Genomic DNA, 20686 nt, shown 5'->3' with positions numbered 1-20686 from the left:
CAGGCACGAAAAATCATATTGCAAATGTAAATCGTTATCAATAGCATTTGCATTAGCTTTGATTAAGTAAAGACAGTGAACAAAATGTGGAGATGGGTTGCAGGATGTTTCAAACAAGCGCAGAAAATACGACGCAGACGTGGTTGCCCGCCGGAACAGTCGCGCAATGGTTGCAGCAGGCCGAAATAGGAAGCGAAAGCTGGTGGCAGCGGCTGTATGCGGTAGGTACGCCGCTGGTGGAGCGTGACGAAAGCGGTCAAACGACCATGCACTTCTTCTGGCGCGATCCCGAAGGACATTCCGCACGTTCTTCCACTGAACGGGTTTATATCGATATTAACGGCGTCACCGATCACCACAGCGAAGCGCCAGAAAGTCTGGTGCGCGTCGGCGACAGTAACGTCTGGTATTGGTCGACCGCCATTGAATCTGACTGGCGCGGCAGTTACAGCCTGATCCCCGCCACCGCGCAGCAGTTACCGCCGCTGTTTTGTGGCGATGATGCCGAATGCCGCGCGCTGCAGCGTAAGTGGTGGATCTCGCTGATGCCGTTAGCGATCCCCGACAAATTCAATCCCACGCCGCCGTTTCTCAGCAGTCGCCGTTTTGCGCTGAGCAACGCGCACATGCCGGATGCGCCGGATCAATCGGCCTGGCGCGCGCTGGATGCCGGCATGGCGGAAACCTGGCCGGATACGCTGCAAACCCTGCAGTGGCACAGCGCGTTGCTCAACGTCACACGCAACGTCTGGCTCTACAACACCGGAACAACCGCTCAGCCCGAACAGCGTCCGCTGGCGATTCTGCTCGATGGACAAAACTGGGTCTACGGCCAACCGATTTTCAGCGCGCTGGATAAGGTCACCGCCGATGGCACACTGCCGCCTGCCTGCTGGCTGTTTATCGATGTCATCGACAGCCAGCACCGCGAAGCCGAACTGCCGTGCAATGAAACTTTCTGGCAGGCGGTGCAGCAGGAACTGTTACCGCTGGCACGCCAGCACGCGGCGTTCAGCAGCGACGCCGACCGCACGCTGGTGGCCGGGCAAAGCTATGGCGGACTCGCCGCGCTCTATGCCGGTTTGCACTGGCCGCAGCGTTTTGGCCGCATTCTCACGCAATCCGGCTCCTTCTGGTGGCCGCATCTGCAATACATCCGAGACTACGCCAACCGCGAGCAGCACGCACCCGGCTTGCTACTCGAGCGGCTGCAACAGGGCGATTTACCGCCGGGCAAGCTGAAGATTTTCCAGGAAGTGGGCGATCGCGAGGCGGACATGGTGTACGTCAACCAACAGATCGCCCCGGCGCTACAGGCCGCAGGCCATGAATTACATTTTCGCCGCTTCGCCGGAGGGCACGATGCGTTGTGCTGGCGTGGCGGTTTGATCGACGGCTGCCGCTGGCTGCTGGCCGATTTTCTCTCCCCTACATCAACCTCTGAAGGTAACCACCATGTCTGAACAACAGAATCCGTTTGATAACGACGCGCTCGATTTTCTGGTGCTACTTAACGCGCGCCAGCAATACAGCCTGTGGCCCGCTTTTGCTCCGGTTCCGGCAGGTTGGCACAACGTGGCGGGACCGCTGACGCGCAGCGCCGCCATTGAGTTTATCGAAGCAAACTGGCACGACATGCGGCCAGCGACGCAACAGACGTCGTCTACCGCGCATTAAATTTTTTTAACTTTCTCTTTTTTAAATTGTTTTTCTCGACAGGAATTGTCCTTTGGCAACGTTCAACCAACCTTATCCGTTAGTCGCGGCGCAGCCCGGCATCTGGATCGCTGACAGCATTGCGCAGCAGCGCAATCAATTTACCGTGGCGCACTACAGCGTGCTGCACGGCGACATCAATCGCGCGGCGATGGACAGCGCCATTCAGCAGGCAATGGCGGAAGCCGATACCGTGCAGGCGCGCTTCGGCCTGGATGAGCAGGGCAATCCGGCGCAGTGGTTTGGTGCACAAGCGCCGGTCGCGCCGGAATGGCACGATTTCAGCCAGCGCGGCGATGCCAGCAGCCAGGCGCACAAACTGATGCAGGCAGATCTCGCTGCCGATCTGCCCGCCGACGGCGACAAACCGCTCTATCGTCATGCGCTGATGCGCATCGGCGACGGCAGCTGGCTGTGGTATCAGCGCTATCACCATTTGCTGGTGGATGGCTTCAGCTTTGAAGCGCTGACCCAACGCGTCGCGGCGATCTACGCCGCCCTTTGCGCCGGCGAAGCGCCCGCGCCCTCGCCGTTTACCCCGTTCACCACGGTGATTGACGAGATTCAGCAGTGGCAGGATTCGCCAGCTTTTGCCCGCTCCGCCAGCCACTGGCAAAGTTACGCGGCGGATTTGCCGGAAACCCTGACGCTTGCCAGTGAAAACGTCAGCGATCCCGGCGATCGCCCGATCAGCTGTCAGGTAACGCTGCCGCAACTGACCACGCTGCGTCAGCAGCAGCCACTCGCCGACAGCAGCGAAGGCGATATTGTCAGCGCGCTGTTGGTGGCCTATCTGGCGCGCTTCAGTAATTGCCAACGTTTGTCGATTGGCTTCCCGTTTATGCGCCGCATGGGTTCGGCTGCGATTTCTGCCCTCGGCCCGGTGGTCAACGTGTTGCCGCTGATTTTCAGCATCAGCGATGAGATGACCTTGCCGATGCTGGTGCAGCAGGTGCAAGGCGAAATCCGCAAAGCGCGCCGTCATCAGCGTTATGAAGCGGAACAGCTGCGCCGCGATCTTGGTCTGGTCGGCAGCAGCCAGGCGCTGTATGGTCCGGTGATTAACGTCAAGGTTTACCACGACGATCTTCAGTTCGATGGCCATGCAGCTCCAACGCACACGCTGGCGATGGGCCCGGTCGACGATCTCGAGTTTGAAGTCGGCTTCCGCGCTGGCGCATTGCAGCTGACGCTGGTGGCAAACCCGCGCCGCTACGAGGCAAAAACGCTACAACGTCACGCCGAGCGCATCAGCCACGTGCTCACGCAATTTGCGGCGGATGCCAACACGCAAATCGGCGCGCTGTCACTGCTGGCGCCCCAGGAACTGATCGATCTGCAACGCTGGTCGACCGGACCAACCATCGTGCCGCCCGTCGCCACTCACACCATCGTCGATATCCTGCTGCAAGCCGCTGAGCAATACGGCGAGCAAACTGCGGTGGTGTGCGGCGCGCGCAGCCTGAGCTATCGCCAGTTAGCCGATCGCGCGATGCAACTGGCGCATCTGCTGATTGCGCGCGGTTTACAAGCAGACGACGTGGTGGCGATTGGCATTCCGCGCTCGGTGGATTCGCTGGTAGCGATGTTCGGCGTGCTGGCGAGCGGCGCGGCTTATATGCCACTCGATCTCGACTATCCGCGCGAACGCCTGGCGCTGATGTGCGATGACGCGCAGCCCAAGCTGCTGCTGACGCACTCCAGTACGCTGGCGCACATGCCGGAGCTGCCAAATCTGCTGATTGATCAGATTGCGTTGAGCACCCTTTCCACCGCACGACCCGATACCCAACTGTGCGGCGACGATCTGGCCTACATGATCTACACCTCAGGATCGACCGGCCGCCCGAAAGGCGTGATGAGCACTCATCAAGGTTTGCTCAATCTGTTCCTGTCGCACCGCGAGCATCTGTTTGGCCCGGCGATTGCGCGCTTCAGCGCCAGCAGCCCGCGCCGCATGCGCGCTGGTCACACCGCTTCCTTCTCGTTCGATTCCTCATGGGAACCGCTGTTCTGTATGCTGATGGGCTGCGAGCTGAATATCTTCGACGAAGAGCTGCGCCGCGATGCCTGGGGCCTGATTCAGCAGATGAACGCGGTGCCGGTCGATTTACTGGATATCACGCCGTCATTCTTCTCGCAGATGATCGACAGCGGCCTGCTGGAAGCCGATAACCATCGTCCCTCTTTCGTCATGATTGGCGGTGAAGCGGCCACGCCAACGCTGTGGAAGCTGATGCAGCAACAGCAGCAGATGGAGATCCACAACTATTACGGCCCATCGGAATACACCATCGATACGCTCGGTGCCAGCGTCATGGCGTCACCGCAGCCGGTGATTGGTCGTCCGGTGGGCAACAGCGAAGTCTATTTGCTGGATAACCAGTTGCGTCAGGTGCCGATTGGTTCTGCTGGCGAGCTGTATATCGCCGGAACCGGCATCGCGCGCGGTTATCTGCGCCGTCCCGATCTCACCAGCGGACGCTTTGTCGCTAATCCCTTCCGCGACGGCGATGTGATGTACCGCAGCGGCGACCTGATGCGCTGGCGTCAGGATGGACAGCTGGCGTTTATTGGCCGTACCGATCACCAGATTAAAGTGCGCGGTTTCCGCGTCGAACTTGGTGAAGTGGAAAACGCGCTTGTGGCGCTGCCGGAAGTCAGTACCGCCGTGGTGATCGCCGAAGTAATGGGCGCCACGCATCGCCTGATTGGTTACTGCTCGGTGCTGGATGATGCGCTGCGCGCCGATGCCGATCTCAACGCCCGTTTGCTGGCGCAACTGGCCACACAGCTGCCGGATTACATGGTGCCTGCGGTGCTGATGGTGCTGGACGAATTGCCGCTCAACGTTAACGGCAAGATTGATCGTCAGGCGTTGCCGAAGCCGCAACAGGCGCAGCAAAGTCAAAGTCGCGCCGCCAGCACGCCGCAGGAGCAGCTGATTTGCCACGCGATTGCCAGTCTGCTGGGGCTGGAGAGCGTTGGCGCGGAAGATGATTTCTTCGCGCTCGGCGGCGACAGCATCTCAGCGATGGGGCTCAGCACCGCCGCCCGTCGCGCTGGCTATCTGTTGCGTCCACGCGAAATCTTTGCCGAACGTACCGCTGCACGCATGGCGCGGGGTTTGCAGCCGCTGGCACAACACCACACCGGCGCGCGCGTCGCGCAACAGGGCGCGATTGGCGGCTTGCCGATTCTGCACTGGTTCAACGCCCAGGCGGGCATCAATGCGCGCTTTGCTCACGGCGTGCTGCTGTCGGTGCCGCCGCAGTTGCAGCTCGTTCAGTTGGAACAACTGATCGATCAGCTGGCGCAGGCGCATCCGGCGCTCAACGCCTTTACGCGCGGCGATCAGCTGATTGTCGGCGAAGCGCTGACGACGCGCCCTGCCCGCGTGCGTGCGCTGGAGGTGCAGGGCCGCGACCAAGCAGCGGAACGGGCGTTCCGCCAGGATGCTGAGGCGCTCGACCCGGCTAACGGCGCGCTGCTGCACGCCACGCTGCTGCAGCAAGATGGCGCCAGCTGTGGGCTGGTGTTAACGCTGCATCACCTGATTGTCGATGGCGTCTCGTGGCGCGTATTGCTGGAAGAACTGCAACAGGCCGGTGACGCGCTGCTCAATAACACGCCGCTGGTGATCCCCGCCGAGGAAACCTCGCTGCACGACTGGTCTGCCGCGCTGCTGGCGAGCCTTGCGGCGCGCGCCAGCGAGTTACCGTTCTGGCAGCAGATGCTGGCCGAGCCGCTGCCGCTTGTCGGGCAACGGGCGATTCAGTCCGGCGATCGCCAACAGCATCAACGCACGCTGCTGGATGCCTCAACCACGCACGCGCTGCTCAACACGCTGCCGCAGTACTATCGCGCCACCAGCGAAGAGCTGCTGCTGACCTTGTTGACCCTCGCTCTGCGCCAGCTCAACGGCAGCGCACAGCAGCGCGTCACGCTGGAATCGCATGGCCGTGCTGAACTGCATGCGCAGCAGGATCTGGCGCGCACCGTCGGCTGGCTGACGGCAGAATACCCTTTACTGCTGCCGTTGCCAGAAAATCCTCATGCGCCGCTCAATGAGTGCGTACGCGCGGTGAAAGCGGTACTGCGTGCGGTGCCGGATCGCGGCATTGGCTACGGGCAGCTGCGCTGGCTCGATGCACATCGCGGCGTGACGCTGGAAAAACTGGCGGCACAACACGCGCCGCAGGTGCTGTTTAACTACCTCGGGCGCTTCACACAACGCAGCGGTGACTGGACGCCACAGCGCACCGCGCAACAGTTCCGTGACACTTTCGCGGTATTGCAGGATGACGCGCTACCGCCGCAGCACGCGTTGGAACTCAACGTCTTCGTTGAGGAGCAGCCACATGCGGCGCAGCTGGCGCTGAACTGGAGCTGGGCGGACGGCGTGCTCAACGCCGAAGCGATTGCCGATTTACATCAGGCAATGGCGGCTGCCGCGCAGGCGCTGATCGCGCTGGCTCAACAGCAACCGCAGCACGCCGCCCACACGCTGGTGGCCGCCGAGGTGGCGCTGGAAGGCGTCGATGACGCGCTGCTGCAACAGCTGCATGCGCGTCACGGTGCGTTTAGCCATGCGCTGCCGCTGTTGCCGCTGCAGAAAGGTTTGCTGTTCCACGCGCAAACCACCGCGCAGCAAGGCAGCTATAACTCGTTAACCCGCCTGACGCTGAGCGGCGATATCAGCCCCGCAGCGGTACAAACCGCGCTCGACGCGGTGTTACAGCGTCATCCACAGCTGGCGGCGCGCTTCGACGCCGAACTCAGCCTGCAACCGCTGCAGCTGATACCGGAAGGGGAATTGCATTGGCCGCTGACGCTGCTTCAGTTGGGCGAGGAAGAGGACATTCAGGCGTTGGAACATCAGGCGCTGGCGCAGGATCTGTTTAGCCAGCCGATCATGCTGCACGCCTCGCTGATCGCCCATCGCGATGGCGCACGCTGGACGCTGCTGCTCAACGCGCATCACTTGGTGGTAGATGGTTGGTCAACGCCGGTGATCCTCAACGATCTGCTTAGCGCGCTGCGCCAGCAAACCTTGCCCGCGCACAGCAGCAGCTACGCCGACATCGTGCGCCAGCTCAGCCAGCGCGACAGCCATGAAGCGCGTCAGCAGTGGCAAGCTTGCCTGAAAGACGTGCGTCCGACGCTGCTTTATCCGCAGGCCGCCGACAGCGCGGTTAAGGAAAAGCGCATTACGCTGGATGCCACGCTGGAGCGGGAACTCTATGCGCTGTGCCGGGCGCGCGGTTTAACCCTGAACACTGTGATGCAGGGATTGTGGGGCTTGCTGCTGTCGGTCGCCAGCGGCCAGCAAGACGTGGTGTTTGGTGCGCCGGTTTCTGGCCGTTTTGGTCAGATTGACGGCATCGATCGGCACGTTGGCCTGTTCAGCAACACGCTGCCGGTGCGCGTACGCTTCGATCATCAACGTTCGTTACTGGCGCAGCTCGCCGATCATCAGGCGCAGCAAATCCAGCTGATTGAGCAGGATTGCCTCGGCCTCGCCGAGATTCAGCAATGTGTCGGCGCCGGTACGCTGTTCGATACCTTGCTGGTGGTGGAGAACTATCCGGACAACCAAACGCTGCTGGATGCCAACGCCACCGTGCGCTGCGAAGCGATCCATAATCGCGGTTACACGCACTATCCGCTGACGCTGTTGGTGCTGCCGGGCGAACAGCTGACGCTGCTGATGGAGTATCGCGACTGCGTTAGCGAGCCGGAACGTCTGGCCGAGCGGCTGTTATTGCTGCTGCAACAGCTGGTCAGCACGCCGGATCTGCCGCTGACGCAGTGGAAATTGCAAACGCTGGCCGAGCAATCGCTGCTCGCCTGGGTGAATAACACCGGCGTGCAGCTGGAGAATGAAACCCTGCAGCAGGCGATTGCCCAGCAGGCGGCGCGCACGCCGGACGCGCTGGCGCTAATGGATGTCGACCACCGTCTGAGCTACGGCGACATGCAGCGTCAGGCCGCGCTGCTGGCGGATCGCCTGATTGAAGCGGGCGTGATGCCGGGCGATATCGTCGCCGTGGCGCTGCCGCGCTCGGTGCGTCTCAGCATCGCGCTCACTGCCATCCTGCAGGCGGGCGCGGCGTATTTGCCGCTGGATATCGGTTATCCCGATGAACGTCTGGCTTACATGGTGGAAGACGCGCGGCCGTGGGTGCTGATCACCGAATCCGCACTCGAAACCCGCTTCGCCACGTTTGGCACGCTGATGATGTTTGATGGCTTAGCCGGTGAACACATTCAGCCGCGTCACCCTTTGCCGCAGGCGGATGCCAATCGCCCGGCTTACGTGCTTTATACCTCGGGCTCGACCGGAAAACCGAAAGGCGTGGTGGTGAACCAACGCGCCATCGTCAACCGCCTGCGCTGGATGCAGGCCAGCTACCCGCTACGCGCCGACGACGTGGTATTGCAGAAGACGCCGTGCAGCTTTGATGTATCGGTGTGGGAGTTTTTCTGGCCGCTGATGACCGGTGCGCAGCTGATGATGGCACCGCCGGAAGCGCATCGCGATCCGCAGGCGCTGTGGCAGCTGATCGAGGATTATCGCGTGACCACCCTGCACTTCGTGCCCTCGATGTTAGCGGCCTTTGTCGGCCATCTCGCCGCGCAAACCGATCAAGCTTGCCCAACGCTGCGCCGCGTATTCTGCAGCGGTGAAGCGCTGGCGTGCGACCTGGCGCGCAGCTATCAGGAAGCGATCGCGGCGCCGCTGCACAATCTGTATGGCCCAACCGAAGCCGCCGTCGATGTCACCTGGCAACCGGCCAGCGGCAGCGCGCTGGATGGCCTCAACGGACCGGGCGTGCCGATTGGCCGTCCGGTGTGGAACACGCAGCTGCACATTCTCGATAGCCTGCTGCGACCGGTGCCGGTTGGCGTGCCGGGCGATCTCTATCTCAGCGGCGTGCAGTTGGCCGATGGCTATTTGCATCGCGCTGATCTCACGTCACAGCGCTTTGTCGCCGCGCCGTTTGCCGAAGGCGAGCGCATGTATCGCACCGGCGATATCGCCAGCTGGCGCGCCGACGGCGCGGTGGAGTATCTCGGCCGCAGCGACGATCAGCTAAAAATGCGTGGACAGCGTATCGAGCCGGGCGAAATCGAACAGGCGTTAGTGGCGCTGCCGGGCGTGGCGCAGGCGGTGGTCGCAGCGCGTGCGCTGACGCAGCACGCCACGCCGGGCGTCGATAACCGTCAGCTGCTCGGCTGGCTGGTGGCCGAAACGGGCGTGGTGCTGGATATCGACGCGGTGAAGCAGCAGCTGGGCGAACGTCTGCCGGCGCATATGCAGCCGGTCAGCTATCTGCTGCTCGACCATCTGCCGCTCAGCGCCAACGGCAAGCTGGATCGTAAAGCGCTGCCGATGCCGCAGCTCAGCGCGCGCAGCGGCCGCCTGCCGCACAGCGCCAACGAGCGTTTGCTGGCGGATCTGTTCCAGCAGCTGCTTGGTTGCGACAGCGTGTTTGCCGATGACGACTTCTTCGCGCTCGGTGGTCATTCGCTGCTGGCGATGCGTCTGGCGGCGGAACTGCGCCGTCGTGAGGTGCCGCCGCTCAGCGTCGGACAGATCATCGCCGCGCGCAGCGTGGAGAAGCTGGCGGCGCTGCTCGACGGCGGTGCCAACAGTGAAAGCGGTGGCAACGGCGAACTGCTGCCTTTGCGCGCTGGTCACGGCCCGACGCTGTTCTGCATCCATCCGGCATCCGGCTTCGCCTGGCAGTACAGCGCCCTGCTGCACTATCTCGACGGCGACTTCCCGATTGTCGGCCTGCAATCGCCGCGGCCAAACGGCGTGATTGCTGCCTGTCACAGCGTGGAGGCGATGTGCGAACGTCATCTGCAGGCGATTCGCCAGCAGCAGCCGAGCGGTCCGTATTTCCTGCTCGGCTATTCACTCGGCGGCACGCTGGCGCAAGGCATTGCCGCACGTTTGCAGGCGCAGGGTGAAACGGTGTCATTTCTTGGCCTGCTGGATACCTATCCGGCAGAAGGTCAGGACTGGCGCACGCCGGATGCCGATGAAGCGGAACAGGAAGTGGCGCGTGAGCAGGCCGAGTTTATGGCTGCGACCGAAGATGAGCGCGATCCGCTACTGCGTGAAGAGAAGGCGGCGATGTTTAGCACCATCGTCGCGAACTACAAAGACGCCGTCGCACGCCTGGCTGAAGCGCGTACGCCGCGTTATTCCGGCCACGCCACGCTGTTTATGGCCGAGAAAACGCTGCCGCCGGAGATGGATGTGCGCGCCAGTTGGGCACCGTTCGTTGATGAATTGACGATCTTCCCGCTGGATTGCGAACACGCCGATATTCTTTCAGCAGATTCGTTGCAGGTGCTGGGACCGTTGATAAACCGTTTATTAGCTCGGCGTTAATTAAGGCACATACCGTAGCGACGCGATTCATCGTGTTCTGTCAAAAAACGCGCAATAAATTGCGCCGCTACGGGTGATGCAAATGTGATTCACCGTTGGAGATTTATGGCTAAGCCCTCGATATTCTTAGATTTCAGTTTACTCAAAAACAACGCCTCCTTCCGCGCGATATTCTGCGCGCGCATGCTCTCGGTATTCGCCCTTGGCATGCTGGCGGTTGGCGTGCCGGTGCAAATTCAGGCGATGACCGGCTCCACGTTGCAGGTTGGCGTGGCGGTAATGCTCGATGGCATCGGCATGTTTATCGGTCTGCTGCTCGGCGGCGTGCTGGCCGATCGCTACGATCGCCGCAAATTAATCCTGTTCGCGCGCGGCACTTGTGGCATCGGTTTTGTGCTGCTCAGCCTCAACGCCTTCAGCCCAGCACCTTCGTTGCTGGCGCTCTACTTCCTCGCCTTCTGGGATGGCTTCTTTGGCGCGCTCGGCATGACCGCGCTAATGGCAGTGATTCCGCTGATCGTCGGACGTGAACATCTGGCGGAAGCCGGTGCGCTCAGCATGCTAACGGTGCGCCTCGGCGCGATTTTGTCGCCCGCGCTCGGCGGCATGATCATCGTTGCGGCGGGTGTCGGTTGGGCGTTTGCGGTCGCCGCGATTGGTACGCTAGCAACGCTGATTCCGCTGGTGCGTTTACCGTCGATGAAGCCCGAACAACAGGAGCCGGAGCATCCGCTACGCGCGCTGGCGAGCGGCATGCAGTTTGTCTGCCAGCATAAAGTGGTGGGCGCGGTGGTGCTGGTTGGCTTGCTGCTCAGCATGGTTGGCGCGGTGCGTATTCTGTTCCCGGCGCTGGCGCTGACCTATCACGCCGATGCGTCCGCATTAGGATTGATGTACTCGGCGGTACCGCTGGGTGCGATGATCGGTGCTTTTACCAGCGGCTGGGTGCGGCAGTTAACGCGTCCCGGATGGGTGCTGATTGGCTGTGCGCTGCTGGCATTTGCCTGCATCGCCTCGCTCGGTCTTTACAGCCATCTGCTACCCGCGCTGCTGGCGCTGGTGTGTTACGGCTACAGCAACGCCATCGCTTCGCTATTGCAGTTTATGCTGACGCAGCACCACACGCCGGATGCGCTGCTGGGACGCGTCAACAGCTTCGGCACCGCGCAGGATGTGACCGGCGATTCGGTTGGGGCATTGGGTTTGGGGGCGCTGGCACGCGTGCTGGCACCGCTGAGCAGCGTGCTGTGGTTTGGTGGATTAGCGGCGGGATTGCTGGTGCTGCTGTCGCTGGCGGCGCGCGGCCTGCGCACGGCGCGCCTCAGTGCACAACCGGACGCGCCGCAGCCCGCCACCGCAGAGGCTTAACGGGCAAATTGCCGCTCGATGCTACTGAGCATATTGCTGGCGCTGTAGTAATCGAGACGAAAAGTATCGTTACCCACGGCAAAGATGTCGTGCTGCTGTACCGCCGGCAGATGGGCGAGGAATGGATTCTTCGCCACCTGCGGCACGGTTTTCTCATCAGCGGCGAACAGCAATAGCGTGTTGCCGGTGATGCCATCGGCCATGTTTTCGCCATTCAGCTGAATAATGTCATTGCGCTTACCCATGCTGGTGCTGCCCTGAAAACTGGCGGGCGGCGCGGCCAGCGTAAAGCCCAAATCCTGTAATAGCGCGCCCTGCGCCGATGCTGGCGTCCACAAGTTCATTCCGCGTCCATCTTCGTAATAGACCAGCGCAGAGGTCGGCTGCGGCGGCAGCGTAATCTTGTGACGCACTGCTTCGACTCGTTGGTCGAATGCTGCGATCACCTTATTGGCATCAGCTTCATGGCCGGTAATCTCACCCAGCTGCAGGGTCAATGCCTGCCAGCTCTTATCGCCATAGTCGATCACTAACACCGGCGCGATGGTTTGCAGCTGATCGTAGAGGCGCAGCGCCGAATCGCCGCCGGTGGCGGCAATCACAATCAAATCCGGCGCTTCGGCGGCAATCGCTTCGGCATTCGGCTGCGAGATATAGAGCGGTTTAACCTGACGCGCTTTGGCCACCGCGCTCCATTGCGTAAAAAAGCCCTGCGCATCCGATACGCTGCTATTGCGACTGGTGGCACTGGAGCCAATCAGCGGCGCGTTAATTGCCAGCAAAGTGCCACTCAGCGTAACGCTGGTCGAGACAATGCGCTGCGGCTGCTGTTGCAGTGTGAAGGGGCCTTTCGGTGTGGCGATAGTGCGCGGCCAGGCGGCGTCGGCTTGTACATGGGTGCAGATGAAAAACAGGCTAAGCAGTAGAGAAAGAGCAGGGAAACGCATCAGGTTGTCCATCACTTGATAGTTGAGAATAAATATCATTATCAAAAATAAGTGTAGGTGCAAGGGAAATTGTGCGTGGTTTCCCCTCACCTTAACCCTCTCCCGCAGGCGGGAGAGGGAATGGTTAGATGGAGAGAATGGTTAGGTGGGCGCGGTCGGCTCCCTCTCCCGCGCGCGGGAGAAGGCTGGGGTGAGGGGCAAACCGCACCAACTTACAACGAATAGCGCGCCATCGGCGCTACAGCCTTAATCACACCATTACCCTTCATATACTCACCAAACGCCTGATAGCGCGCCTGATCAAACGCCGCAGTATGCTGGGCGAAATATGGCAACGTGGCCTGCCACGCCTCGTGATTGAGCGGCGTATTTAGCTCGGGATATTTTTCGATAAACGCCTGCCACGCTTCCTGCGGATGCGCGCGTAGCCACGCCACGCCGGCATCCAGGCCACGTAAAAACGCCGGAATGCGTTTGTCCTGCGCGGCAGTTTTCTGGTTTGCCAGGATGATCAACTCATCATAAGCAGGCACGCCGTAATCTTCCGGCTTGAACACCGTGGGCTGCGCGCCTTTGTCTTTCAGATCCAGCAGCTCATAGTTGCGAAAGATGGTCATCGCGCCATCAATCTTGTGCGTTAGCAACGCGGAGGTGCCATCCATATTCAGGTTGATAAGCTTCACCGAGTCGGCATCAACGCCCTGCGCTTTTAGCATATTGCGGATCGCCACGTCTTCGGTGCCCGGCACCGCGTAGCCGATGGTTTTGCCAGCGAAATCCTTCAGCGAGTGAATATCGTCTGACACCGTGGTCAGCGTATTCAGCGGCTGATTAATCAACGTGCCGACGCGGATCACCGGCACCTCTTTATCTACCAGCGTGTAGAGCTGCGGCTGGTAGCTGACGGCGAGATCGACTTTGCCCGCCGCCAGCAGCAGCGGCACGGACGCGGAATCGGCGGGCGCGATCATCTCCACATCCAGCCCCTCTTTCTTAAACGCGCCGCTGTGCTGGGCAGCAAAAATCGCCGCGTGATTGGGGTTGATAAACCAGTCAAGCAGCAGGCGAACTTTCTCCGCCGCCTGCACGTTAGCGGTCGCCAGCAGCAGCAACGCGGTCAATGCCATTCGTAGGGTTTTCACGGTATTTCCTTATGTAGATTGCCAGAGGATTTTCTTGCGCATCAACGCCACGCTGCCCGAAAGCAGCAGCGCCAGAATCAGTAACAGCAGCAGCGCCGCGAAGCTGGTGGCGGTTTCCAGTCGCGCGTTGGATTGCATCATCAGATAGCCGAGCCCTTCGCTGGCGCCGACCCATTCGCCAATCACCACGCCAATCGGGGCCAACACCACCGCCATCTGCAGGCCGGAGAAAAACTGCGGTAACGCGGCGGGCCAGCGCACGCGCCAGAAGATGCGGAAACGCGATGAAGTGGAGGTTTGCGCCAGCTCCAGCCAGCCGACCGGCGTACGGCACAGCCCATCAAACAGTGACAAGCACAGCGGGAAGAACAGGATCAAAGCCGCTACCACCACTTTTGAGGCGATGCCAAAGCCGAGCCACAGCACCAGCAGCGGCGCGAGGGCAAACACCGGGATTGCCTGGCTGGCGGTGACCAGCGGAAACAGCACGCGACGCAGCAGCGAACTGGCGGCCATCAGCACCGCCAGCGTCACGCCCGCGCCGACGCCCAGCAACAGCGCCAGCACAATTTCCGCCAGCGTATAGAGCGCGTGATGCCACAGCAGTTGACGATGCAGCCACAGCGCCTCCAGCACCGCCTGTGGCGCGGGCAGCAGGAAACTCGGCACGCCGCTGTGACGCGCCAGTAACCAGCCGCACAGCAGCACCACGATCAGGTAGATCGCGCTAAACACTGTTTTCATGGGTATTCAGTCGGGAGAAGAGTTGCGCCTGCGCCTGCAGGACGTCGGGATGATCAAACGGACGCGGCGCGTCACCGCCGGGAACCGGCCAGCTTTCGATAGCCAGCGGCTGGCCTTGCAGCAGCAGAATGTCATCGGCCATGCGGCACGCTTCAAGCGGATCGTGCGTCACCAGCAGCACAGTTTTGCCCCGCAGTAATCCGGCGGTCAGCGTTTGCAAACTGAGTTTGGTCATCACATCCAGCGTGGCGAAGGGTTCATCCATCAGCACCACGTCGCGCTGCGCATAAAGCGTGCGTGCCAGCGCCACGCGTTGCCGCATGCCGCCGGAGAGTTGATGCGGGGGTGCATGCGCCACGTCGCTGAGTTTTACCTGCTCGAGTAGCGCCAGCGCACGCGGGCGATCCGGCTTGTCGCCGCTGAGCCGCGCCGACAGCATCACGTTGTCGAGCACCGTCAGCCACGGATACAGCAGATCCTGCTGGCCCATCCACGCCACGTTGCCGCTCAAGCCCCGCACCGCGCCCTGCTGCGGTTGGAGTAAACCGGCCACCAACCGCAGCAGCGTACTTTTGCCGATGCCGCTGCGTCCCAGCATTACCGTGGTTTTGCCACCGCGCAGGTGCAGATTCAGCCGCTGACACAGCGGTTTATCGCCCCAGCTAAAGCTCACATCGTTGAACAGAATGTCCTGATTCATGGGCGATTGGCCGCCAGAATCGCCAGCTGATGAAATCCGCGCTGCGCCAGCGCGTTAGCGGCCTGCGCGGCGCGGATGCCGCTGGCGCACACCAGCACGATGCGCTGCTGGGCGGGCGGCTGCCACGCGGCGATCGCCTGCGGCAAGATGCGCTCAACGCCATCCGCCACGCTAACCGGCGCTTCTTCACAGCTGCGCAGTTCGACAATGCAGTCATCAGCGGCCAACTGCTGCGGATCGATAAACGGCACCGCATGTCCCGGCTCTTCAGCATCATCAAAGCGGAACTGGCGGAAGTGCCAGTTCACAAAATCGCAGTTCACCAGACAACCGAGCGGCGATGGCGACAACTGCAGCAGCACGCTGAGCGCCATCTGCGCCTGCATCGCGCCTAGCGTTGCCACCGCCGGGCCCATCACGCCTGCGGTGTTGCAGTTCGCGGCCGATGACGGCAAGCGCGGGAACAACGCGCGATAGCTCGGCGCGCCGCCACAGAATCCGCCGACGTAACCTTGTCGCCCCAGCACCGAGGCGCTGATCAGCGGCATGCCTGCCTGCATGCAAGCATCGGAAAGTTGGTAGGTGACGGCAAAATTATCGGCGGCGTCGATCACCAGATCGCATCCCGCCAGCGCCTGCTGCAGATTGCTGGCGCTCAGCGACTGTTGCAGCGCCTCGATCTGCACCTGCGGATTGCGCTGCTGCAACGCGTGCTGCGCGCGCAGCACTTTGGGCTGGTCGATATCCTGCTGCGTAAACAGCGTTTGCCGATGCAGGTTATGCAGCGCCACCAGATCGTCGTCATACAGCCGAATATAGCCGACCCCCGCGCCCACCAGCTGCGGCAGGAGCGTGGCGCCTAATCCGCCCGCGCCCGCCACCAGCACACGCGCGTTAAGTAACTTTTGCTGCCCAGCTTCGCCGATTTCCGCCAGCATCATCTGGCGTTGATAACGTTGCATAGTTGCCGTCCTTAACTCAGATTTGCCAGGCCGAAGATCGGCGTGGACGCGGCTGCCATATCGCGCTTCTCCATCAGTCCGGCAGCGCGCGCGGCTTGTCCGGCTTCAATCGCCAGCCGGAAGGCGTTGGCCATGCCGATTGGATCGCCGGCTTTGGCGACGGCGGTGTTGAGCAAAATGCCATCGAAGCCCATCTCCATCGCCTGCGCCGCCTGCGACGGCGCGCCAATGCCCGCATCAATGATCAGCGGGATGTCGCTGAACCACGCGCGCATGGCGCGCAGGCCGTCGATATTGCGCAAACCCTGGCCGGAACCAATCGGCGCGCCCCACGGCATCAACAGTTCGCAACCCGCTGCCAGCAGCTTTTCGCCGACGATCAGATCTTCGGTGGTGTACGGAAATACCTGAAAACCCTCTGCGCTGAGGATGCGCGCGGCTTCCACCAGTGCGAAAGGATCGGGTTGCAGCGTGTCGGCGTGACCAATCACTTCCAGTTTGATCCACGCGGTGTTGAACAGTTCGCGCGCCATGTGCGCGGTGGTGACGGCCTCTTTTACCGTGTGACAACCGGCGGTATTCGGTAACACGCGGATGTTAAGGCCGGTTAGCAGTTCGCGGAATGCCGCGCCAGCCGCACCTTCGCGACGCAAACTGACGGTGATGATGTCGGTACCGGAGGCGGCAATCGCCTGCTGCAAAATAGCGGGCGAAGGATAGCCAGCGGTGCCGAGCAGGAAGCGTGATTGCGGTTCAAAATCGTAAAACATCGCTTAACCTCCCTGCATCGGTGACAGCACTTCGAGCTGGCAACCTTCATCCAGCCGCTGCGTGTCGTACTGACTTTTTGGCACAAACGCACCGTTGTAGGCGGTGGCGACGCAGGCCACATCAATTTGCTGCTCGATCAGCAATTCGCTCAGGCTTGTTGCCTGGGTGTTGATGAGGCGGCCGTTAAGCTGAATATTCATTATTAAGTTCCCCAGAAATGCGTTGCATTAGCTGCTCTGCCAGCATTGGCGCCAGCAGAAAACCGTGGCGATACATGCCGTTGAGATAAAAGGTGTGATTGTGATAGTCGATTTCCGGCAGATTCGCCGGATAGGCCGGACGCAGCCCGCTACCGCTCTCAATCACGCGCGCTTCGGCTAAGGCGGGATGGATGGCATAGGCGGCGCTGAGTAACTCCATCATGGCGCGCGCGCTGATGGCGCTGGCATCGTCGCTCTCAATCATGGTGGCGCCGAGCATAAAGTGGCCGCCGCGACGCGGCACCAGATAGCAGGGAAAACGCGGATGCAGCAGACGAATCGGGCGGGAAAACTGCACTTCATCGCTGTGCAAAATCAGCATCTCGCCGCGCACCGCACGCAGGCGCGGCAGTTGCGGCGCGGCGTGGATGCCGCGACAATCGATAATTTGGCCGCTCGGCGCGTGATTGCTGAATGACACGCCGCGGGCGATCAGCGCGTCACGCATCTCCTGCAACGCCAGACGCGGATCGAGATGCGCTTCCCCGGCGAAAAACAGACCGCGCGCAAAGCGCCCTTCCAGCGCCGGTTCAATGTTGGCGGGATCGACCCATTGATGCTGCTCGGTCATGCGGGCGAAACGGTTGAGTTCCTGGCTATCGCGCGGCGGCGCAACCACCAACGTGCCCTGATGCTCGACGCTGCTGACGCGCTGTTGCCACCACGCGGCGGCGTGTTGCCCAACAGTGATAACATCGCGCGGCGCGCTTTCGGCTTCACACCAGGGCGCCAGCATGCCGCCAGCAAACCACGATGCCGGGCGGCGCGCGTCATCGCCCATCACCTCAACGTCTTCACCGCGTTCCGCCAGCAAAGTGGCTACGCATAGGCCCGCCACGCCGCAGCCAAGCACGCTCCAGCGGCTCACAGCGCCGGTTCCAGGATGTTCAAACAGGGGGAATTCACATCGGCCTCTCAGTGTTAGCTGAGACCCGCAGATACAGGAGAAGGGAAATGGCGCGTCCATCGAGATTGTTTGAGCGCCAGACAGCCCAAAAAACAAGACTGTCAGTCTTCCTACGCCAGTATCAACTGGGTCAGGTTCAAAGGGTCGCTAAACCGCGCAGTGCGCTATTAGCCTCTCAGTCTCTTTGGCGAGACTCCCCCGACGCGTCTATTTGTATTGCAGGCGATGGTCGCCGTCAAGCGCGGAATAACCGGATGCTTTACGTGGCATTTAGCATCACGGCATTTATCGCTACTTAGGCTTTGTGGATCACAAACGTAACATATGGTATACAAACACATTATTTTATGCGCAAGAACAGATTACAGGTGATGTCGGAATAACCATGAACAATATTAAAATTGCATTTATTAAAGCCGGCTGGCACAAAGAAATTGTCCATAATGCCCTGGTGGGTTTTGAAAAAGAATTAGCCGATCAATCCGTAGAAGCGGAATTAAAAGTGCTGGAAGTGCCTGGCGCATTTGAAATGCCGCTGCTGGCTAAGCGTCTGGCCGAAACCGGCAAATACGATGCGATTGTCTGCGCTGCGCTGGTGGTTGACGGCGGTATCTATCGCCATGATTTCGTTGCCGCTGCGGTGGTTGATGGCTTGATGAATGTGCAGCTGACCACCAACGTACCGGTGTTCTCCGTTTCATTGACGCCACATAATTTCCAGCCGGTTGATGTGATTGAAAACTTCTATACCGAGCATTTCATTAAGAAAGGCAAAGAAGCGGCACGCGCGGTGTTAGCGATCCATAATTTGTCGATTGATTGATGCATTAAAAAGGGAGCACCTCTTCAGGCGCTCCCTTTTTATTTATGATGACCTTCAACGGCTCATTTTCAGAATAGTGCTAATCATCTCGTAAAATAGTCTTACGAATAAAGTATCAGCTATTCGTCATTAACGCTGTGGATGATTCACTTCCAGCGGACGCAAATCAAACACCAGCACTTCCGCATCATCACCGTTAGCAAACTGCAGCGCGCTTTCGTTGCGAACGCGTGCACCGTCGCCCTCTTTGAACTTCACGCCGTTCACTTCGATGCTGCCGCGAGCCACGTGAATATAGGCGTAACGATCGGCATCCAACGCGAAGGTTTGCTGCTCGACACCGTCGAACAGTCCGGCATAAACGCGAATATCCTGACGCACGCTGAGTGAACCGTTATCCCCTGCCGGCGAAATAATCAGGCGCAGCTGACCGCGTTTGTCACGTTCCGCCACTGAAATCTGCTGATAACCGGGAGGCGAATTACGCTCGCCAGGCACAATCCAGATTTGCAGGAAGTGCACGTTGTCCGTTTTCGAGTGGTTAAACTCGCTGTGCGTGACGCCGCTGCCGGCGCTCATTAGCTGCACATCACCCGGCACAATCACCGAACCGGTGCCCATGGAATCTTTATGCTCCAGCGCGCCTTCCAGCACGTAGGAGATGATCTCCATGTTGTTGTGCGGATGCGCACCAAAACCGCGACCCGGTGCAACGCGGTCATCATTGATCACCAGCAAGTCTGAGAAGCCGGTTTGTTTTGGATCCCAGTAACTGGCAAAAGAGAACGTATGATGCGAATTCAACCAACCGTGGTCACCCACTCCGCGTTGTTCTGACAGGCGTTGTTCAATCATGGTCTGCTCCTCAAATTTGCTGTTGGGGGGCGATTGCCCTTCCCGTTGCAAACAAGTATACGTAAACTGATTTGCCTAACAATGCGTCAAAATGACAATGACTGTCACCGATAAGTGGACAATATGCAGATTGAAGATCTCCGTATTTATGTAGCCGTCATCAAAGCCGGCAACTTCACCGCTGCCGCCGAACAGCTGATGCTGTCGAAGCAGTATGTCAGCCGCCGCATCGCCGCGCTGGAGGAATCGCTTGGCGCGCGGCTGCTGAATCGCAACACGCGGAAGTTGTCGGTAACCGATAACGGCCAGCTGTTTGCGCAGCACGCGCAGCGCATTCTGGATGATGTGCAGGAAGCCGAGCTAGCGGTATCGGGGCGTCGTCAGGTGCTGCAGGGCAGCTTCCGCCTGAGCGTGCCGATGTCGTTTGGTATCAGCCATTTGTCGCCGTTTATTGCCGAGTTTCTCAGCCAGCATCCGGGGTTGCAGTTTCAGGTTGAGCTGGCGGATCGGCATGTCGATATGGTGGGTGAAGGATTTGATATGGCGATTCGCATCGGTACGCTGCCAGATTCGAGTTTGATCGCCAGGCGACTGGGCGAGTTCCGCCGCGTGATCTGCGGCAGCCCGTCCTACCTGCAGGGCGCAGGCGCACCGCGAACGCCGGAGGAGCTGAGCGAGCATTTGTGTCTGCGCTACGGGCGCGAAAGCCAGACCGGCTGGGAACTGTTTAACGGCGACCAGCGCAAAGTGATTAGCGTGCATGGGCCGATGGTGAGTAATAACGGGGAAATGCTGTGCGACGCAGCAGTGGCCGGATTGGGTCTGATTATGCTGCCAGAGTTTATTGTGGCGCCAGCGCTGGCGAGCGGTGAGCTGGTGAAGGTGCTGGAAGAGTGGCAGCCGACCTCGCTCCATCTCAATGCGCTCTATCCGCAGCACCGTCAGCGCAGTGAGATCAATCGGGTGTTTATGACATTTTTGCAGCAGAAGTTGGCGTAAAAATTAAGTCCCCGTTGCGGCGCGATCTAATGCGCATATCAAGGGCGGCAATGTGCCCATCCCGGCAATACGTAATATATCGCGC

At 60.4% G+C, this 20686-nt stretch carries 15 protein-coding genes and 1 riboswitch; of the genes, 6 read left to right on the top strand and 9 right to left on the bottom strand.

Going from position 1 to position 20686, the window contains the following annotated elements; all coding sequences use genetic code 11:
- Positions 1-104 precede the first annotated feature (104 nt).
- The 4 genes from fes (at position 105) to entS (ending at position 11491) form a co-directional block, all read left to right on the top strand.
- The gene (gene fes, locus ACVLVH_RS00855; RefSeq protein WP_498948379.1) at positions 105-1463 is read left to right on the top strand and encodes an enterochelin esterase; all 1359 of its coding nucleotides are present in this window, start codon (positions 105-107) and stop codon (positions 1461-1463) included.
- Positions 1456-1677, top strand: coding sequence for an MbtH family protein (locus tag ACVLVH_RS00850; protein WP_176973441.1), 222 nt, complete (start codon positions 1456-1458; stop codon positions 1675-1677). The genes fes and ACVLVH_RS00850 overlap by 8 nt, the downstream gene beginning before the upstream one ends.
- A gap of 52 nt (positions 1678-1729) precedes the next feature.
- Positions 1730-10123: an amino acid adenylation domain-containing protein gene (locus tag ACVLVH_RS00845; protein ID WP_498948378.1), complete on the top strand. Its 8394-nt coding sequence runs from the start codon at positions 1730-1732 to the stop codon at positions 10121-10123.
- 105 nt (positions 10124-10228) lie between these two features.
- Positions 10229-11491 (top strand): enterobactin transporter EntS, encoded by a 1263-nt coding sequence (gene entS / locus ACVLVH_RS00840; RefSeq protein ID WP_498948377.1) that lies wholly within the window; start codon positions 10229-10231, stop codon positions 11489-11491.
- Here the strand turns inward: entS and fepB are convergent.
- The 8 genes from fepB to ACVLVH_RS00800 form a co-directional block, all read right to left on the bottom strand.
- On the bottom strand, positions 11488-12438 hold the full coding sequence (gene fepB / locus ACVLVH_RS00835) for a Fe2+-enterobactin ABC transporter substrate-binding protein (protein WP_498948376.1): 951 nt from the start codon (positions 12436-12438) through the stop codon (positions 11488-11490). The two genes, entS and fepB, sit on opposite strands and share 4 nt — an antisense overlap.
- Before the next feature lie 212 nt (positions 12439-12650).
- Positions 12651-13580, bottom strand: coding sequence for an ABC transporter substrate-binding protein (locus ACVLVH_RS00830; protein WP_498948374.1), 930 nt, complete (start codon positions 13578-13580; stop codon positions 12651-12653).
- A 9-nt stretch (positions 13581-13589) separates the two neighbouring features.
- On the bottom strand, positions 13590-14324 hold the full coding sequence (locus ACVLVH_RS00825; RefSeq protein WP_192413244.1) for an ABC transporter permease: 735 nt from the start codon (positions 14322-14324) through the stop codon (positions 13590-13592).
- Positions 14308-15024: an ABC transporter ATP-binding protein gene (locus ACVLVH_RS00820; RefSeq protein ID WP_498948372.1), complete on the bottom strand. Its 717-nt coding sequence runs from the start codon at positions 15022-15024 to the stop codon at positions 14308-14310. The genes ACVLVH_RS00825 and ACVLVH_RS00820 overlap by 17 nt, the downstream gene beginning before the upstream one ends.
- The gene (locus ACVLVH_RS00815; protein ID WP_498948371.1) at positions 15021-15986 is read right to left on the bottom strand and encodes a HesA/MoeB/ThiF family protein; all 966 of its coding nucleotides are present in this window, start codon (positions 15984-15986) and stop codon (positions 15021-15023) included. The genes ACVLVH_RS00820 and ACVLVH_RS00815 overlap by 4 nt, the downstream gene beginning before the upstream one ends.
- Positions 15987-15997: 11 nt before the next feature.
- Positions 15998-16756: a thiazole synthase gene (locus ACVLVH_RS00810; protein ID WP_210081959.1), complete on the bottom strand. Its 759-nt coding sequence runs from the start codon at positions 16754-16756 to the stop codon at positions 15998-16000.
- Between the two features lie 3 nt (positions 16757-16759).
- Positions 16760-16957 (bottom strand): sulfur carrier protein ThiS, encoded by a 198-nt coding sequence (gene thiS, locus ACVLVH_RS00805; protein WP_101761748.1) that lies wholly within the window; start codon positions 16955-16957, stop codon positions 16760-16762.
- Complete coding sequence (locus ACVLVH_RS00800; protein WP_498948368.1) at positions 16941-17885, bottom strand: FAD-dependent oxidoreductase; 945 nt, start codon at positions 17883-17885, stop codon at positions 16941-16943. The genes thiS and ACVLVH_RS00800 overlap by 17 nt, the downstream gene beginning before the upstream one ends.
- Before the next feature lie 129 nt (positions 17886-18014).
- A riboswitch (TPP riboswitch) is annotated at positions 18015-18134 on the bottom strand.
- A gap of 175 nt (positions 18135-18309) precedes the next feature.
- On the opposite strand from ACVLVH_RS00800, the gene ACVLVH_RS00795 reads away from it, so the two are divergent.
- Positions 18310-18747 (top strand): 6,7-dimethyl-8-ribityllumazine synthase, encoded by a 438-nt coding sequence (locus ACVLVH_RS00795; protein ID WP_101761750.1) that lies wholly within the window; start codon positions 18310-18312, stop codon positions 18745-18747.
- 129 nt (positions 18748-18876) lie between these two features.
- Here the strand turns inward: ACVLVH_RS00795 and ACVLVH_RS00790 are convergent, their stop codons facing one another.
- Positions 18877-19602, bottom strand: a complete 726-nt coding sequence (locus ACVLVH_RS00790) for a pirin family protein (RefSeq protein ID WP_101761049.1) — start codon at positions 19600-19602, stop codon at positions 18877-18879.
- 123 nt (positions 19603-19725) lie between these two features.
- Between ACVLVH_RS00790 and ACVLVH_RS00785 the strand changes: the two genes are divergently transcribed.
- Positions 19726-20601, top strand: a complete 876-nt coding sequence (locus ACVLVH_RS00785) for a LysR family transcriptional regulator (protein ID WP_498948366.1) — start codon at positions 19726-19728, stop codon at positions 20599-20601.
- Positions 20602-20686 lie beyond the last annotated feature (85 nt).

It is taken from the genome of Kluyvera sp. 1366 (assembly GCF_054823405.1).
The sequence above is the reverse complement of the archived record's forward strand: the minus strand, read 5'-3'. Positions and strand labels throughout refer to the sequence as shown.

Bases quoted from the DNA above. Each gene is read 5' to 3' on its own strand.
- ACVLVH_RS00825 (WP_192413244.1), bottom strand. From the start codon at position 14,324: ATGAAAACAGTGTTTAGCGCGATCTACCTGATCGTGGTGCTGCTGTGC.
- entS (WP_498948377.1), top strand. From the start codon at position 10,229: ATGGCTAAGCCCTCGATATTCTTAGATTTCAGTTTACTCAAAAACAAC.
- fepB (WP_498948376.1), bottom strand. From the start codon at position 12,438: ATGCGTTTCCCTGCTCTTTCTCTACTGCTTAGCCTGTTTTTCATCTGC.
- ACVLVH_RS00810 (WP_210081959.1), bottom strand. From the start codon at position 16,756: ATGTTTTACGATTTTGAACCGCAATCACGCTTCCTGCTCGGCACCGCT.
- ACVLVH_RS00820 (WP_498948372.1), bottom strand. From the start codon at position 15,024: ATGAATCAGGACATTCTGTTCAACGATGTGAGCTTTAGCTGGGGCGAT.
- ACVLVH_RS00850 (WP_176973441.1), top strand. From the start codon at position 1,456: ATGTCTGAACAACAGAATCCGTTTGATAACGACGCGCTCGATTTTCTG.
- ACVLVH_RS00815 (WP_498948371.1), bottom strand. From the start codon at position 15,986: ATGCAACGTTATCAACGCCAGATGATGCTGGCGGAAATCGGCGAAGCT.
- ACVLVH_RS00795 (WP_101761750.1), top strand. From the start codon at position 18,310: ATGAACAATATTAAAATTGCATTTATTAAAGCCGGCTGGCACAAAGAA.
- ACVLVH_RS00785 (WP_498948366.1), top strand. From the start codon at position 19,726: ATGCAGATTGAAGATCTCCGTATTTATGTAGCCGTCATCAAAGCCGGC.
- fes (WP_498948379.1), top strand. From the start codon at position 105: ATGTTTCAAACAAGCGCAGAAAATACGACGCAGACGTGGTTGCCCGCC.
- thiS (WP_101761748.1), bottom strand. From the start codon at position 16,957: ATGAATATTCAGCTTAACGGCCGCCTCATCAACACCCAGGCAACAAGC.
- ACVLVH_RS00790 (WP_101761049.1), bottom strand. From the start codon at position 19,602: ATGATTGAACAACGCCTGTCAGAACAACGCGGAGTGGGTGACCACGGT.